The 16,822-nt window shown below is 41.3% G+C and carries 11 protein-coding genes; 2 read left to right on the forward strand and 9 right to left on the reverse strand.

What is annotated here, in order from left to right; genetic code table 11:
- Positions 1 to 75: 75 nt before the first annotated feature.
- The 4 genes from hisS to HNQ46_RS07410 all read right to left on the reverse strand — a co-directional run bounded on the left by hisS (position 76) and on the right by HNQ46_RS07410 (position 4,929).
- Entirely contained in the window at positions 76 to 1,338 is a 1,263-nt protein-coding gene (gene hisS, locus HNQ46_RS07395) for a histidine--tRNA ligase (RefSeq protein WP_183684119.1), read from the reverse strand.
- A gap of 5 nt (positions 1,339 to 1,343) precedes the next feature.
- Positions 1,344 to 2,621, reverse strand: coding sequence for a diaminopimelate decarboxylase (locus HNQ46_RS07400; protein ID WP_183684120.1), 1,278 nt, complete (start codon positions 2,619 to 2,621; stop codon positions 1,344 to 1,346).
- A 128-nt stretch (positions 2,622 to 2,749) separates the two neighbouring features.
- Entirely contained in the window at positions 2,750 to 4,186 is a 1,437-nt protein-coding gene (gene pyk, locus HNQ46_RS07405; RefSeq protein WP_183684121.1) for a pyruvate kinase, read from the reverse strand.
- Between the two features lie 86 nt (positions 4,187 to 4,272).
- The gene (locus HNQ46_RS07410) at positions 4,273 to 4,929 is read right to left on the reverse strand and encodes a rhomboid family protein (protein WP_183684122.1); all 657 of its coding nucleotides are present in this window, start codon (positions 4,927 to 4,929) and stop codon (positions 4,273 to 4,275) included.
- 313 nt (positions 4,930 to 5,242) lie between these two features.
- Between HNQ46_RS07410 and HNQ46_RS07415 the strand changes: the two genes are divergently transcribed.
- Both HNQ46_RS07415 and deoC read left to right on the forward strand, forming a co-directional pair.
- Positions 5,243 to 9,631, forward strand: coding sequence for a 2-hydroxyacyl-CoA dehydratase (locus tag HNQ46_RS07415; protein WP_183684123.1), 4,389 nt, complete (start codon positions 5,243 to 5,245; stop codon positions 9,629 to 9,631).
- 298 nt (positions 9,632 to 9,929) lie between these two features.
- Positions 9,930 to 10,565 carry a deoxyribose-phosphate aldolase gene (gene deoC / locus HNQ46_RS07420; protein WP_183684124.1) on the forward strand — a complete coding sequence of 212 codons (636 nt, stop codon included), beginning with the start codon at positions 9,930 to 9,932 and terminating at the stop codon, positions 10,563 to 10,565.
- Positions 10,566 to 10,837: 272 nt separating this feature from the next.
- Here deoC and HNQ46_RS07425 read toward each other — a convergent pair whose 3' ends face one another.
- The 5 genes from HNQ46_RS07425 to HNQ46_RS07445 form a co-directional block, all read right to left on the reverse strand.
- Positions 10,838 to 12,247 (reverse strand): glycoside hydrolase family 32 protein, encoded by a 1,410-nt coding sequence (locus HNQ46_RS07425; protein ID WP_183684125.1) that lies wholly within the window; start codon positions 12,245 to 12,247, stop codon positions 10,838 to 10,840.
- Positions 12,244 to 13,071: a carbohydrate ABC transporter permease gene (locus HNQ46_RS07430; protein ID WP_007156485.1), complete on the reverse strand. Its 828-nt coding sequence runs from the start codon at positions 13,069 to 13,071 to the stop codon at positions 12,244 to 12,246. The genes HNQ46_RS07425 and HNQ46_RS07430 overlap by 4 nt, the downstream gene beginning before the upstream one ends.
- A gap of 8 nt (positions 13,072 to 13,079) precedes the next feature.
- Complete coding sequence (locus HNQ46_RS07435) at positions 13,080 to 13,949, reverse strand: carbohydrate ABC transporter permease (RefSeq protein ID WP_007156486.1); 870 nt, start codon at positions 13,947 to 13,949, stop codon at positions 13,080 to 13,082.
- A 65-nt stretch (positions 13,950 to 14,014) separates the two neighbouring features.
- Positions 14,015 to 15,316: an ABC transporter substrate-binding protein gene (locus tag HNQ46_RS07440; RefSeq protein ID WP_007156487.1), complete on the reverse strand. Its 1,302-nt coding sequence runs from the start codon at positions 15,314 to 15,316 to the stop codon at positions 14,015 to 14,017.
- A 12-nt stretch (positions 15,317 to 15,328) separates the two neighbouring features.
- The gene (locus HNQ46_RS07445) at positions 15,329 to 16,777 is read right to left on the reverse strand and encodes a glycoside hydrolase family 32 protein (protein ID WP_183684126.1); all 1,449 of its coding nucleotides are present in this window, start codon (positions 16,775 to 16,777) and stop codon (positions 15,329 to 15,331) included.
- Positions 16,778 to 16,822 lie beyond the last annotated feature (45 nt).

Raw genomic sequence — 16,822 nt, forward strand, 5'->3', positions numbered from 1 at the left:
CTTACCGGATTCTCTGCCGAAAATGTTTCTGAAAATATCCTATCTCCAGGAGACTTTTTGTTCCGGCTCCCTATTTTAAGCTTTTGAAAAATATTCTATAAACTCGCTGTAGCCTTCCTTGCTCAGCTGCTCCTTCTGGAATTTCTTATTTTTATTCATTTGGGAAAGCAATACCACTTCTCCCTTGGCTCTTCTGTCCATAGCATCCAGCAGAGCCTTCTTCAGCTCCTCTTCCTGCAAATCCTTCTCCAAAAGAATCGCCTTCTTCTCCGCCCTAACTTCCGAAGCCTCCCCTTCCATAAGAATGGTGATGATTCGCTCAAAGCCGATGGAAAATCCCACCGCAGGGGTATCGATACCGGTAAACTTTCCTACCATCTTGTCATAACGACCGCCTCCGCCGATAGAGCCGGAAAATAATGTGGAACGCACTTCGAATATCGGCCCGGTATAATAGCCCATGCCTCGCACAAGACTGGGATCAAAACGAAGAGGAATCTTTCCCTTTCCGGAGATTTCCACCAAATCCATAATCTTATAAAGGTTTTGGCAAACACCTTCCTCTAAAACATCCTTTAGCTTTTCCCCAAGAGAAAGGAGGTCTTCCTTCTTTCCGGAAACCTGATCCAAAAGCTCGGTATAACGGGAAATCTGCTCCTCGGAATAGCCAAGACCTGCCAGTTCCTCCTTTACCCCGTCTCTTCCAATCTTATCTTCCTTATCCAGTATAATGGAAATCTGTTCAAAATCCCCCTCCGGAAATCCTGCATAGCGCTGCATTGCTTTCAGAATTTCTCTGTCATTTACCACGATATAGAAGGGATACTGTTCTCCAAAACCGATTTCCTGTAACAGGGTTCCCATAGCCAAAAGCAAATCTATCTCCGAAAGGAAGGAGGAATCTCCGAAAATATCAATATCGCATTGCCAAAACTCCCGGAATCTTCCCTTTTGAGGACGATCAGCCCTGAATACAGGTCCAATCTGCAATGCCTTAAAGGGACTGGGGAGCTTCGCCTGATTCTCCGCATAAAAACGGGAAAGAGGCAGGGTTAAGTCATACCGAAGCCCTGCATCGGAAAGGGCCTCAAAATCCCCCTTCTCAATGGCTTCCTTCAGCTTCTCCCCTCGCTTCTCCACCTTAAAAATCAGCTTTTCATTGTCTCCTCCCTGCTTACTGAGAAGATTTTCCAAATGCTCTACGATGGGGGTTTCAATCTCCGTAAAGCCGAAGCGTCCGTAAACCCGTCTGATTGCGGAAAGAATTCTCTGCCGGATGGCCATCTCCTCCGGTAAAATATCCTTCATTCCTGTTACAGCTTTTTTCTTCAATGCCATAATTCCTACTTTCTGTTCTGCAAATACTTCTGAAAATCCTCATCAATATCCAGGGTGGCAAAATAATCCGTATCCCTCTGAGCTCTTCTGATACACTTTACTGTACCATCTTCTTTTAAGAGAAGCTCTGCACACCAAAGCTTTCCGTTGTAATTGTATCCCATAGCAAAACCGTGGGCTCCCGCATCGTGGAAGAAAAGGTAGTCTCCCTTTTCCAGTACCGGCAACTCTCTGTTTTTCGCAAACTTATCATTATTTTCACAAAGAGAACCGACTACATCATAGGTCTTCGTCTCTTTTTCCTCTTCTTTTCCCAGCACCGTAATATGATGATAAGCATCATAAATAGCCGGACGCATCAGATTTGCCGCACAGGCATCCACCCCTGCATAGTGTCTGTAGGTCTCCTTAAAATGAATCACCTTGGTAATCAAAGCCCCGTAGGGTGCCAGCATAAAACGTCCCAGCTCCGTGCAAAGGCGGATATGTCCAAGACCGTTCGGTACTAAAATTTCTTCAAAAACCTCCTTAACGCCCTGTCCAATCAGGAGAATGTCATTGGGCTCCTGCTCCGGACGATAAGGAATGCCGATTCCTCCGGAAAGATTGACAAAGTCCAGAGAAATCCCAAGCTCCTTCTTAATCCGTACCACCAACTGAAAAAGCTGTCTTGCCAAAACCGGGTAATACTCATTGCTTACAGTATTGGAGGCAAGAAAAGCATGGATTCCGAAATGTTCTACACCCTTTTCCTTTAAAATTTTATAGCCCTCCAGAATCTGAGCCTCCGTCATACCGAACTTGGCTTCTTCCGGATTATCCATAATAGTATTGGCAATTTTAAAATAGCCTCCGGGATTAAAACGCAAACTCATGGTTTTGGGCAGGGTTCCCAGGGTTTCTTCCACTTCCGCAATATTGGAAAAATCATCCAAGTTAATGATTCCTCCCAGCTCCCTGGCAAAGATATATTCCTCTTCCGGAGTATCATTAGAGGAAAACATAATTTCTTGTCCTTTGAAACCGCAAGCCTCGGCCATGGTCAATTCCACTTTAGAGGAGCAGTCTACCCCGCAACCTTCTTCCTTTAAAATCCGTAAAATAGCAGTATTGGGGGTTGCCTTAATGGCAAAATACTCTTTAAAGCCCGGATTCCAGGAGAAGGCCTTATACAGCTTTCGGGCAGTATCCCGAATTCCCTTTTCGTCATACAGATAAAAAGGTGTGGGATATTCCTTGGCGATTGCTTCCACTTGTTCTTTACTTACATACGCATTTTTCATCTTTTCTCCTACTCCATACATCCTACTTTATCAATTTCGAAAAATGAGATACTCATTAAAAATAAAAAAAGTCCCTTCCTATCTTAAACATAAGGAAGGGACTTTTCAAGTGAGAATCCTGTGAAATCTTATTTAGGAACAACCATAACTCGCATAATATTGGTGCTGTTGGCAACCTGCTGCTTTAAGAGACGATTGAGTACTCCTGCAGTAATGATGCAAAGGTCTCCGGAATCCACATGGCCCATGCTCTTCAGCTCTTCTAAAGAACTTTCAAACAACTCGTCGGTGGTTTCCGCACGTCTTGCCCAAACCGGAGTTACTCCCCAGTACAGCATCATCTGTCTGGTGGTTACCTGACTGGGAGAAAGAGCGAAGATATTCGTTCTGGGACGATATTTGGCAATCATGGAGGCGGTAATTCCGGTAAGTGTCGGTGCAACGATTGCCTTGGCATGAAGCTCGTGGGCGGTGGTTACGGAAGCCGCACAAACCGCATTGCCGATGCTCTCATATACGGTTCTCTCCACAAGTCTTGTCTTAAACTGCTTATAATCCAAAAACTGCTCGGAATATTCTACGATGGAAGCCATGGTCTCCGCAGCCTCTACGGGATACTTACCGTTAGCGGTTTCTCCGGAGAGCATCACTGCATCCGTACCGTTTTCTACTGCATTGGCCACATCGGTAACCTCCGCTCTGGTAGGTCTTGGATTTCTAATCATGGAATCCAGCATCTGGGTCGCGGTAATAACCAGTTTTCCGTGGAAGTTACATTTTTCGATAATCTCCCTCTGCAAATGAGGAAGACGACGAGCTTCCACTTCTACGCCCAAATCTCCTCTTGCCACCATGATTCCGTCTGCTTCGTCAATGATGGAATCCAGATTATCCAATCCCTCCTGGGACTCAATCTTAGCGATAATCTTCATCTGAGAGCCGGCCTCATCCAAGAGGGTACGAATCTGACGAATGGCATCTGCGGAGCGAACGAATGAAGCGGCAATAAAGTCAAATTCTTCTGAAATACCAAAGCGAATATCCTCGATATCCTTTTCAGTAATAGAGGGAAGCTGGATGGGAACATTGGGTACATTCACGCCCTTTCTCTCCCCAAGCTCACCGCCGTTAGTTACCTTACAGTGAATTTCCTGTCCATTAACGGAAAGCACCTCTAAACCGATTAAACCGTCATCAATCAAAATCACATTTCCGGGCTTTACATCCTCATGAAGGTGCTCGTAGTTGATATAAATTTTCTGCTTTGTCCCTACCACTTCCTCGGTAGTAAGGGTAATCTCATCTCCCTCTTGAAAAGTAATCTTATTGCCTCCCTCCAAAACACCGGTACGGATTTCCGGTCCCTTGGTGTCCAAAAGAGCAGCAATGGGTCTTCCCACTTCTTTTCTGGCCTTCCGAAGCATTTCCAATCTAGCTAGATGCTCCTCATGGTTTCCATGGGAAAAGTTAAAACGAGCCACATCCATGGTCTTTGCCAGCTTAAGCAACAGCTCATAATCATTTTCATTGGGTCCCATGGTACATACAATCTTCGTTCTTCTCATTTTTTTCTCCTTTACTCACTCACTATTTTCCACTCATTTTCAGACTCTACTCTATCACATCGACAAGTTTTGCAAAAAACGTAAGCCTATCGATAACGATTAATGTGAAAGATATTTTTATTGTTTCCCTGATTCTGTAATAGGAAGAACAACAAAACATTGGCAAAAGACAGGAGAATAGAAACCCTCTCTCCCATATTTGGACTGGTCAAAAAGAAAAAGAAATACAGCGCCGTTTCTATTCCCGCCAGGTACTTGGCCTTAATCGGAAAAAGGAAGTAAATGTAAAACATAGTATCCGGCAAACTTAAAGCATAGGCCAAGAAAATACTGAAGCTCATGTAGGTGGGATTTAACTGTAAAGACACGCCGGTAAAGAGATAAATCAGGATACCTACCACATTATAAAGGATGATACCGGAGGCAATAAAAAACGTATAACGGAAGCTCCCCCAGAGAAATTCCAGCGTTTTTCCGATATTATAGTACACCATAATACCGATAATGGCCCAAAACACGCCGGAAAATCCTCCCCCTGCCGGAAAGTAAAACAAAAATGTAAAAATCCGCCAGATATGTCCATGGAGAATTGCTTCCGGATCCAAATCCATATAATAATAGTAAATTTCCGGTGCCACCACCTGAATCATAAAGCCTATTCCGTAAATCACACAAATATACTGCATTAAATTAGGAATGGCGAAGCGTCCGAACTTTCTATTTAAACGGTCCAAGATATTCATTCTCACTACCTTTCTTTGATTCGCTTTCAAGCTGAGCAAATTTCTTTTCTCCCGCTCTTCCACTGTTGTCTTTTACTATCTTCTTGCACCGCATGAGTATACTTGTCTCCCCTGGCTTTTTCAAGATGAAATTAGGATTGTCTTATGGTTTTTATTAAAATTCTATTAAGCACAGCTCTTTTTATTATTTTTTTAGAAAGGCTTTATTGTTGCCCCCCTCCCTTTGTGTTAGAGTAAATCCTTGAACTTTTTCCTATGGGAGAAAGGCAGATTTTTACAAGCTTGCTTAGAAAGTATAGAAAAGGGTGAATTTATGACAGGAACTTATAGACTGGGAATAGATATCGGTTCTACAACGGTGAAAGTCGCCATTTTAGACCAAGAGAAGAACCTTCTCTTTTCAGACTATCGAAGACACTTTGCCAATATACAGGAAACATTGGCGGATTTACTGGAGGAAGCAAAGGAAGCACTGGGAGATTGCAGTCTGACCTGCATGGTCACCGGTTCCGGCGGATTGAGTTTGGCTAAGCACATGGGGCAGCCCTTCTGTCAGGAGGTTGTAGCTGTAGCAAATTCCTTAAAGGAGTTCTATCCTAAGACGGATGTAGCCATCGAGCTTGGAGGAGAGGATGCCAAAATCATCTACTTTAAGGGTGGTATTGACCAAAGAATGAACGGAATCTGTGCCGGAGGTACCGGTTCCTTTATTGATCAGATGGCTTCTCTTTTGGATACGGATGCTTCCGGTCTGAATGAATTGGCCAAGAATTTCCAGATGATCTATCCCATCGCAGCCCGCTGCGGTGTTTTTGCGAAGACGGATATTCAGCCTTTAATCAATGAAGGCGCTGCCAGAGAGGATTTGGCTGCCTCCATTTTCCAGGCCGTATGTAATCAGACTATTTCCGGTTTAGCTCAGGGGAAGCCTATCCGTGGAAATGTTGCCTTCTTAGGAGGCCCGCTCCACTTTATGTCGGAATTAAGAAACAGTTTTATTCGTACTCTAAAGCTGGAGGGAGATGCCATTATCAATCCGGATAATTCTCACCTCTTTGCCGCCATGGGTTCTGCTTTAAGTATAGAGGAAAACGCAAAAGAAGTTCCCTTGGCAAGCCTGGTCAAGAGTCTTCGTGCCGGCATTGAAATGGACAGTGAAATCAAGCGTATGGACTGTCTCTTCGAAAAAGAAGAGGATTACCAAAGCTTCATTGCTCGTCACAATAAAGCCAAGGTGCCTACCGGAGACTTATCTTCCTATAAGGGAAAAATCTTCCTGGGAATTGATGCAGGTTCCACTACAACCAAGGTGGCCTTGATTTCCGAAGAGGGTGAACTGCTTTATACTTTTTATTCCGGAAATGAAGGCTCTCCCATTGCCACTGCCATCAGAGCCATGAAGGAAATTAAAGAAAAACTTCCGGAGGGTGCGGAAATCAGCTACTCTTGCTCTACCGGTTACGGAGAAGCTCTCTTAAAGTCCGCCTTCCAGCTGGATGAGGGAGAAGTGGAAACCATTGCCCACTACTATGCCGCATCCTTCTTTGAGCCTGACGTAGATTGTATCTTGGATATCGGCGGACAGGATATGAAGTGTATTCATATTAAGGACGGCACCGTGGATAATGTGCAGTTAAATGAAGCCTGCTCCTCCGGTTGCGGTTCTTTCCTGGAGACCTTTGCAAAATCCTTAGGCTATAACGTCATTGACTTCTCCCAGGAGGCACTTTTCGCGGAGACGCCTACGGATTTAGGTTCCCGTTGTACCGTATTTATGAATTCCAATGTAAAGCAGGCTCAGAAGGAGGGCGCTACCGTAGCGGATATTTCCGCAGGTCTTGCCTACTCCGTAGTAAAGAATGCTTTATACAAGGTTATTAAGGTTACCAATCCCAAGGAGCTTGGTAAGCATATCGTGGTACAGGGTGGAACCTTCTATAATAATGCCGTTCTCAGAGCCTTAGAGCAGATTCTGGGACAAAATGTAACCCGTCCGGACATTGCCGGTATCATGGGTGCCTTCGGTGCAGCCCTGATTGCCAGAGAGCGATACAGCATTGAAACCGATAAGCTGGAAAATGAAATTCTGGCCGGAGAAACGGATAAGGAGTTTCTGGATGCCAGCGGTTATAAAAAGACCACTATGCTTCCTCTGGAAAAGATTGTGAACCTGGAATACGAAACCACCATGGGCCGTTGCCAGCTTTGCAGCAATAAGTGCGTACTGACCATCAGCAACTTCGGCGGGGGAAGAAGCTTTATCTCCGGAAACCGTTGTGAAAGAGGTGCGGGAAAGCCCAAGGCAAAGTCCGAAGTGCCAAACCTCTTTAAGTACAAGATTAAGAGAATCTTCGGTTATGAGCCATTAAGTATCGAAGAAGCTAAGCGTGGAGAAGTGGGCATCCCCCGTGTCCTGAATATGTATGAAAATTACCCCTTCTGGGCTATTTTCTTTAAGGAACTGGGATTTAGAACCGTACTCTCTCCCTCTTCCAACAAAAAGCTTTACGAAATGGGTATCGAATCCATTCCTTCCGAGTCCGAATGTTACCCTGCCAAGCTGGTACACGGACATATTGAATGGTTAATCGCCAAGGAGCAGAAGTTCATTTTCTATCCCTGCATTCCTTATGAGCGAAATGAAACACCGGATGCGGGAAATCATTACAACTGCCCCATGGTCACCTCCTATGCGGAAAATATCAAGAACAACGTGGAGAACCTGGAAGAAAAGAGCATTCTCTTTATGAAGCCCTTCCTTGCCTTCACCAATGAAAAAATTTTAACAGACCAGCTTTGCAAGGTCTTTGTTCATCCCAAGGATATTCAGGACTCCATCAAGCCTGCCGGAGACTGGACTCTGGAAAAAATCGGAGAAAAGTTTAAAGAATGGAACTTTACGGAGAAAGAAATCCGAGAAGCAGCTCATCTGGCTTGGGAAGAGCTTTTACAATCCCGAAAGGACATTGAGGAAAAAGGGGAAGAAACCTTGATGTGGATGGAAAAGACCGGCAATCGAGGAATTGTCTTGGCAGGTCGTCCCTACCATGCAGACCCGGAAATCCATCACGGTATTCCGGAGCTAATTACCTCCTTTAACTTTGCGGTTTTAACAGAGGACTCCATCTCCCATTTGGCAGAAGTAAAGCGTCCTATCATTGTTACGGATCAGTGGATGTACCACTCCCGTCTCTATAAGGCCGCTGCCTTTGTAAAAACCCAGGAAAATCTGGACTTTATCCAGTTAAACTCCTTCGGTTGCGGACTGGATGCGGTAACGGTAGACCAGGCGAAGGACATCTTGAACGGCTCCGATAAGATTTTCACCGTATTAAAGATTGACGAGGTAAATAATTTAGGAGCGGCAAGAATTCGTATCCGTTCCCTCCTTGCGGCTATCCGTGTTCGAGCAGAAAAGAATTATAAGAGAACCATTCGTTCCGAAAGCTATAAGAGAACTCTATTTACCAAGGATATGAAGAAGGAAGGCTATACCATCCTTTGTCCCCAGATGTCTCCTCTTCACTTTGAGCTGATTGAGCCGGCTATTCGTTCCGAGGGCTATAATCTGGTGGTTTTGGACAATGACAACCGTTCCGCCATCGATACGGGATTACAGTATGTAAACAACGACTCCTGCTATCCTTCCATTATCGTGGTTGGACAAGTCATGGAGGCTCTGCTTTCCGGAAAATATGATTTGGAAAAGACAGCGGTGATTATGTCCCAGACCGGAGGAGGCTGTCGTGCCTCCAACTATATCGGCTTTATCCGTAGAGCTTTGGACAAGGCGGGAATGGGACAGATTCCGGTTATTTCCTTAAATGCCAACGGAATGGAATCTACCCCCGGCTTTACCATGACCATTCCGCTTCTCACGAAGGCAATGCAAGGAATTGTTTACGGAGACCTTTTTATGCGTCTTCTTTACAGCACCCGTCCCTACGAGTTGCAGGAGGGTTCCGCAGAGGCTTTACATCAAAAGTGGAAGAAGATCTGTCAAGAAAGTCTTTCCAAGAAAAATATTCCTTTCCTGGAGTTTGGAAAAAACGTAAAGGGTATTATTAAAGATTTTGATTCCCTGCCCATGAACACAAATTTAAAGAAGCCAAAGGTTGGTATTGTGGGAGAAATTCTGGTAAAATTCTCTCCTCTTGCCAATAACCATATTGTAGAGCTTTTGGAAAAGGAAGGGGCTGAGGCGGTAATGCCGGATCTTATGGACTTCCTCCTCTACTGTTTCTATAACCAGAACTTTAAGTATGAGAATCTGGGCGCTTCCTGGAAAGGAAAGACCTTCTGTAATATTGCGATTAGCCTTTTGGAATCCTTCCGAAAGACAGCAAGAAAGGAACTGGAAAAGTCCAAGCACTTTACTGCTCCCGGAGATATTCGAGAACTGGCGGCCAAGGCAAGACAGTATGTTTCCTTAGGAAATCAGACCGGTGAAGGATGGTTTTTAACCGGAGAAATGCTGGAGCTGATTGACGAGGGTGTGGACAATATTGTTTGTACCCAGCCCTTTGGCTGCCTCCCTAACCACATCGTAGGTAAGGGTGTAATCAAGGAATTAAAGCGTCATAACCCCGGTGCCAATATCATTGCGGTGGACTATGATGCGGGAGCTTCCGAGGTAAATCAGCTAAACAGAATCAAGCTGATGCTGACGGTGGCGCAGAACAAAATCAGAGAGCAGGCGTAGGGAGTTCTGCAATAGGAATCAGATTTCCGCCTAAACCTTCTTGAAACAGGGGTACGCTTTCGCTAACTTCGCCTCGTAACGGATACTAAGCGAAAAACTGCGTTTCTCTTGTTTTTCGCAAGTACTGACGGGCTCAGATTACCCCTTATTTCAAGAAGGTTTAGTTGGAAATTTCAACCTATAAGCAGAACCAAAAAATCAGGTAGTTTGTATTGTTCACACTATCTGATTTTTTGTTATAATCATACTTATAGTTTAATGTGGAGCTGATAAAGCGAGGATTTTTAGGAGGGTTTCGATGGATATTGCGAAAAAGATTGATCATACCGTGTTAAAGCCGGAGGCGGGGAAGGATGTGGTAGTCCGCTTTTGTCAAGAGGCTAGGGAGCATGGCTTCGCCTCTGTTTGTGTGAACAGTGTTTATGTCCCATTGGTAAAAAAATCTTTAGAGGGCAGTGATGTTAAGGTTTGTTCCGTGGTCGGATTTCCTTTGGGCGCAATGTCCACAAGAGCTAAAGCCTTTGAAGCCAAATGTGCTGTAGAAGACGGAGCTGATGAAATTGATATGGTGCTTCCTATCGGTGCTTTAAAGGATGGGGATTTTCAAGCCGTGGAGAATGATATCCGTGCCGTTGTAGAGGCTTCTGCCCCTGCACTTGTAAAGGTCATTCTTGAAACCTGCTTATTGACAAAAGAGGAAATAAAAAAAGCCTGCCGGCTTTCGGAGCAGGCAGGAGCAGCTTTTGTGAAAACCTCCACCGGATTTTCCACCGGAGGAGCCACCCTGGAGGATATTCAGTTGATGAAGGCCTCCGTTTCTCCCAAAATGCAGATTAAAGCCAGCGGCGGAATACGAACCAAGGCCTTTGCGGAAGAATTATTGGAAGCTGGTGCAGACCGTATTGGTGCCGGAAACGGAATGATTCTTCTTTAAACGAATAATGGAACATAGTAATTTAAGCTTAGCTTTATTAGTGTAGGCTTAAAATAAGGGCAATCTGAGCCCGTTTGTACTTAGTGAAAGCAAGTGAAACGCAGCTTAAACTTATTACAATTAAGAAAGAACCTTAAAAAATATTTTCTAAAATCAAAAAACGATACTCTGATTCTTCTCTTAAAAGAATCAGAGAGAGGATCAGAGTATCGTTTTTACCATTATATTTTCTTATGTATCCGGACATCACTGTATAGTTCACTCTGATTTTATTACTCCGAAATATTATTAAACTTATATGTAACAAGGGCATCCTTGGCTTTTATACCTATGCCGATTTTTCCATCACGGGGATATATCATAGAAGTAAAATTATATTTCCCTTCAAAAAGATAAACTTCCAAAACATTTCCATCTTTAATAATATCAAAATTTATATCAAGATTTTCCTGTATATCAGCCTTATATATTCTTATACCGCTCTTTATATGCTCATCAGCCTCACTGAAATCAGTGATGATATTCCCAAATAAAAAATCAAGCTTTATAATGATTTTATTTTCTTCACTGTCAAAAATTATAAAATTAAGCTCCGTGCTGTTTTTATCTCTTTTTATATTTCCCTGTATATAAATATAATCACACATTTCATCCAAAAGATTACATATAACTCTGTCGGATACTTTGCTTTTATGGCTGTATTCAATGCTTTTCTCTTCTAAATCCTGCCTGTATGGCTGCATTTTCAGATTATTACCGTCCATATCGATAAGCCTTGGGTACGACATAATACCACGATATCCGTTTTCCGCAGAAGGACCGTGATCCTTTATCCAGGGCATCCATTCCCATCCCCCTATCCAAGCCATTGAAACTGCTCGGTCAAACTTATCTTTATAGACCTGTGATGCATAATAATGCGGCCCAAAATCCAGTGTTTTGGTGCAATCATGATAAAAGATACAGTTTTTAAAATTTATATCTCCTACCATATATATTGTCGGTAAAAAATCCGTGCGATTCATAGGAGAAGCTGTGATAACCCATTTACCGTCTATTTCAAAAATATCCGGACATTCAAACATTGTCCCCTCTCCGTCTTTTGCCTCATACAGTATTCCGCTATATGTCCAGTTAAATAAGTCTTTTGAATGAAACAAATATATTCTTCCATGACTTTTTAAATCACAAGCCGCACCGTCCGAACCTCCCATAACCATTTGCCAATATCCGTCATAAAATATTACCTTAGGATCACGAAAATCAATACCTATTGATTCAATAACAGGATTTTTTTCATACTTTGTAAAATTATAGCCGTCATTTGAATATGCCATGCACTGCCTTTGTAAAACCACACCATCCACCAATGCCACAGCCGTATAAAAAGCATATATTTTATTGTCGGAAACCACTACAGAACCGGAAAAACATCCTCCTTTATCATAATCTTCATATACCTCATCAGGAATCAAAACAGGTGGACATTCATCCCAATGTATCAAATCATTGCTTGTAGCATGCCCCCAATGCATTTTATCCCAATTATTACTGTATGGATTGCATTGAAAATATAAATGATATTTTCCCTGAAACCATACCAGACCGTTGGGATCGTTTATCCAGCCTTTTTTTAGGGCAAAATGATTTTTAGGTCTGAAAATACATTCTTTTATACTCATGATTTCACCGCTCCCAAAGTCATACCTGCCGTCATTTTTTTATTCAATCCAAAATAAATAAGTAGTGTAGGGAATACTGACATTGATATGGCTGCATATGTGGCGCCCCAGTCTTTTAAACCTCTCGGTCCTATAAAATCTGTAAGACCTATTGATATTGTTTTTAGTTCCGTACTGTTTATAAATACAAGGCTGAAAGTATAATCATTCCATACTGTAATAAAATTCATTGCAAGCACTGTCATTATAGTATTTAAAGACAGTGGAATAATTATTTTTGTATATATACCGTAAATATTTGCTCCGTCTATAACAGCCGCTTCTATAATCTCATCCGGAATAAAGGAATAAAAATTCACAAACAGCATTATTGATACCGGAAGCTGAAATGCCAAAAGTGGCAATATAACGCTGATTCTTGTGTTTATAAGCCCCACTCTTGCAAACATTGTAAACAGTGGAATCAATGTAACCGCATAAGGAATGGTAAGACCTATGAGAAAATATCTGTATATATTTTTTCTTCCCATAAAGTTCATTTTAGCAATGGCAAATGATGCCATTGAACTTATTAAAACTATAAATGCCAGTGATATTACAGAAATTATCGCACTGTTTTTCATATAGGTAATAATATTGCTCTCGGTAAATATTTTAATAAAGTTTTCCATTGTAAAGCTTTTTGGAAAACCGAAAGGCTGTGTCAAAAGCTCAATATTAGGTCTAAATCCCGCTATAATCAGCCAAATAATAGGATATCCCTGAATTATTAAAAATAAAATCATAACGGACCAATATATGACTTTTCTAATACTTCTTTTCATATATCCTCCTATTCTTTTTCACTGTCCATGTATTTGCTGATTAATAAAACTCCCAATATGCTCAGTATTACAATTACCACAGCAATTGCACTGCCATATCCGTAATCCCTGCTTGTAAATGCCTTCTTATACATATATGTTGCAAGTATTTCAGATCTGTGATTCGGTCCGCCCTTTGTCATATTCATAGGTGCAGCAAATCCTCTTAAAGCTCCTACAAGGCTTAATATACATGAGAGCATAATTACATTTGCTATTGCAGGTATTCTTATTTTTACAAGAATCTGCAATTCACTCGCCCCGTCTATTCTTGCAGCCTCCAATATATCAGGAGATACTGAAACCAATGCGGAATAAAAAATAATCATATAAATACCTATATACTGCCATCCCTCTACGGATGCAACCGCAGGCAAAACGGTTTTATATTCGCTTAGAAAGGCAATAGGTTCCATCCCCAATAATTTTCTGAATATATTAAAAAGTCCAAGAGGCTCATACGAATAAAATCCTGTAAATAATTGTGATATGGCAATAACCGTTATAACGGAGGGTATATAATATACTGTCTGTATAAACCCTCTTCCCTTTTTTAAATATGTAAGCAAAACAGCTATAATGAAACCAAAGCCAAGCTGCAATACCATTACAATAATAATGTAAATGATATTATTCCAAAATGCCTGCCTGAATACTTCGTCACCAAGCAGCTTTACATAATTACTTAATCCTACAAAAGTTTTTTTGCCTATACCATTCCATTCAAGAGCGCTATAGTAAATCGAAACCAGTATAGGTATCATAACTATAATAGAATAAACAATAAATGCAGGTAGCAAAAATATGGCAATTGCTTTTTTATCTCTTAAAATCTTCATAAAATCACCGATATTCCAATGTATGCGATTTGGGGCAAAATATATTTGCCCCTTAAAATATACTTTTATTTATTTGCTTTTAGAGATTCATCTACAGCTTTTACAAATTCATCAGGAGTTTCCTCTCCCATGCAAAGCCCCGGAAGATTATCATTGATTGTTGCTATTACATCCTCACTTAATACCACATCCCAAGGTCTTGCGGCAGTGGAACCTATATTATTTGTATCCTTCATTACCTTTAAGAATAAAGGATCAAAGCTGTTATTATCTCCCATTTCAACCTTTTGCGGTGCAAGATGCTCATGAGCAAAGTAAGCAGGACTGTAGTTTTTAACTATAAATGTCAGATAATCCTTATACTCATCATCAAAAACCTTAGGATTTACCGAAAGACCTATACCGCCAAATGCCCAGTAATCATTTGGCTCCGTCTTTGCATCCTTTATTGTAGGCATATAAAAATAGTCTACATTCAAGCCCTTAGGTCTGTTTTTATCTGTGAAATAATTTAATTCCCATGTACCTGTAGGATACATTGCACACTTTCCGCTTAAGAAAAGATTTAATCCTGTAGCTACATCAGTTGTGGAAAATCCGGGTTGAAAATATTTTCCTATCTCTGACATAAATGTTGCAGCCTTCATACCCGCATCATCCGACATCTTTGCCTCTCCTGATGAGAGCTGATTTAAATATTCATTTCCCGACAGTCTGAAGGGATATGTTGCGAGCAGACGAAGTAGCGGCCAGCCGTCTCCTCCACCTATTCCAAATGCTGTATAACCTTTTTCCTTTAATACCTTGCATGCCTCTAAAAGTTCATCCAATGTCTTTGGTGCCTCAATACCTGCATCCTTAAACATATCAACATTGTACCAAATCATCTCGGTAGAAAATTCAAGAGGCAAAGTATATAATTTTCCTTCGGCAGTTCTTCCATAATTTAATGCCAGTGGAATATAGCTGTCTTTTTCACCTATCTCCTCAAGAAAAGCATCCATATCTGTAAGCATATTCTGCTCCCCAAGCTCACTCGCATAAGGAGTTGCATCCAAATCAAACATATCCGGCATCTGACCGCCTGCAATCATTGTACGAAGCTTTTGATCATAAGATGATCTGTCGGCATTGCTGTCGATAACAAGCTTTATATTTCCACCCTGTTCATTATACTTATCTGTTATCTCCTGCAATGTAACCATGGTATCATCCGATGCCGATCTTGAAGAAAAATAATGTATCTCTCTTACATTACCATCCTTACTTTTCGCCTCTGATGAATTTGTTGTACTCCCTGATTTACCTGCACATCCTGTCAATACCATTCCTGCTATGAGGCATACTGTTACTATTTTCTTATACATAATCTCTCTCCTTTATTTTGTTTCATACATATGAATATTACAAACCCTGATACTTCCGTCTTTTACAAAAAATCCCCAATATTTTCTTTCTGTGGAATAAGCTCTCATTGTCAATGCCACGGTATCATTTACATACAGACAAATTATACTGCCCTCCACAAAAACTTTTATATTTACTTTATTTTCCTCCAAAGCTTTATAGTCAAAAGGTCTTTCAAGTTCCACCATAAAAGGTTTATCCCCATCCACATACCATTGATTGACTCCGCTTATACGCCTTGGCCACATATCAGCTACTATTCTGTTATAAAATGGTTCAAATCTAAGATAATATCCGTTTGCAAAGTCCTTATCCTGCCTTAAGCCTATGCCAAATGCCCTGCTACCTTCGTAAAACTCTATAGTCGCCTCTATAAGACAAGTTTCTTTCATTCCTTCAATTACATATACCTTTTCTCCCTCATTATTTTTTATTTCAACATCTTCAATATTATTTGCAGTAATTTCTTTTTCAAAAATATTTATTAAACCGTTTGAAGGTTTTACCTTCAGTTTGCCGTCTTTGTCCTGCTTTATTTCATGTGCTATAAGATTTCCGCCCCATTCATATTGACCGAAATCACTGTCACCACGCTTTGTAGGTACCCAGGCAAATGCCATCCTTACATCTTTTGCCTGTGCTGTTTTAGCCGCATAAAATGCTCTGGCATCAAAGGTATCTTCTATAGGAGCTGTCCAAGGTCCGCTTATTTTATCCGCCATCCTGTAATGTGTCACAAATTTTTCAGAGAAGGTGGAATAGATAAGATACCATTTATCCCCCATTTTAAATAAATCCGGACATTCATGTGTCATATATGATTGAGGATTGTAAAACGGCTGCATTGCCTTCCAATGAATCAAATCATATGATCTGCAAAGTCCTACACAGCCTCCGTTTTTCTCGCTTGCCCCTTGTAATCTTGCGGCAAGAAGCATATCAAAGCATTCTTCTTCTTCATTGTAAAAAACAAATGGATCACGCCAGTCAAATGGTTCATATATTAACTCATCCGCTCCGAATGTCAGTTCCGACAGTTTTTCCCAATGTATAAGGTCCTCACTTATTGCATGCGCAACATATTGTAGAGGTCTTCCGTTTCTGTGATATTTAGGATTATAATTATTCTGTGCTGTATAAAACATATGGAATTTAGAGTCATTTCCCTCTATCACCGAACCTGTATAGCAAGCATAATCAGCATCATCGTACCCTCCTACCGGAAGCACTACTTTACAGTCCTTTATATTTACTCCGTCCTCTGTGATTAAAAGATTCCAGCTTGTACGATATCCATACTCATCCTCTGTATTTCCCTTTCTCTCATCATGAAGGTAGAAAATATAAAACTTACCGTCATGCGCAAAAGGAATGGTATCCCCTACCCAGCCATCCCCGGGTTTATAGAAAATATTTTTCATATAAGCTCATCTCCTATCCGCTATCGAATTATGTTTTTATACTAT

Source organism: Oribacterium sinus, from assembly GCF_014202695.1.
Classification (GTDB): Bacteria; Bacillota; Clostridia; order Lachnospirales; family Lachnospiraceae; genus Oribacterium; species Oribacterium sinus.

Bases quoted from the DNA above. Each gene is read 5' to 3' on its own strand.
- HNQ46_RS07425 (WP_183684125.1), bottom strand. From the start codon at position 12,247: ATGAGTATAAAAGAATGTATTTTCAGACCTAAAAATCATTTTGCCCTA.
- HNQ46_RS07430 (WP_007156485.1), bottom strand. From the start codon at position 13,071: ATGAAAAGAAGTATTAGAAAAGTCATATATTGGTCCGTTATGATTTTA.
- pyk (WP_183684121.1), bottom strand. From the start codon at position 4,186: ATGAGAAGAACGAAGATTGTATGTACCATGGGACCCAATGAAAATGAT.
- hisS (WP_183684119.1), bottom strand. From the start codon at position 1,338: ATGGCATTGAAGAAAAAAGCTGTAACAGGAATGAAGGATATTTTACCG.
- HNQ46_RS07400 (WP_183684120.1), bottom strand. From the start codon at position 2,621: ATGAAAAATGCGTATGTAAGTAAAGAACAAGTGGAAGCAATCGCCAAG.
- deoC (WP_183684124.1), top strand. From the start codon at position 9,930: ATGGATATTGCGAAAAAGATTGATCATACCGTGTTAAAGCCGGAGGCG.
- HNQ46_RS07440 (WP_007156487.1), bottom strand. From the start codon at position 15,316: ATGTATAAGAAAATAGTAACAGTATGCCTCATAGCAGGAATGGTATTG.
- HNQ46_RS07410 (WP_183684122.1), bottom strand. From the start codon at position 4,929: ATGAATATCTTGGACCGTTTAAATAGAAAGTTCGGACGCTTCGCCATT.
- HNQ46_RS07415 (WP_183684123.1), top strand. From the start codon at position 5,243: ATGACAGGAACTTATAGACTGGGAATAGATATCGGTTCTACAACGGTG.
- HNQ46_RS07435 (WP_007156486.1), bottom strand. From the start codon at position 13,949: ATGAAGATTTTAAGAGATAAAAAAGCAATTGCCATATTTTTGCTACCT.
- HNQ46_RS07445 (WP_183684126.1), bottom strand. From the start codon at position 16,777: ATGAAAAATATTTTCTATAAACCCGGGGATGGCTGGGTAGGGGATACC.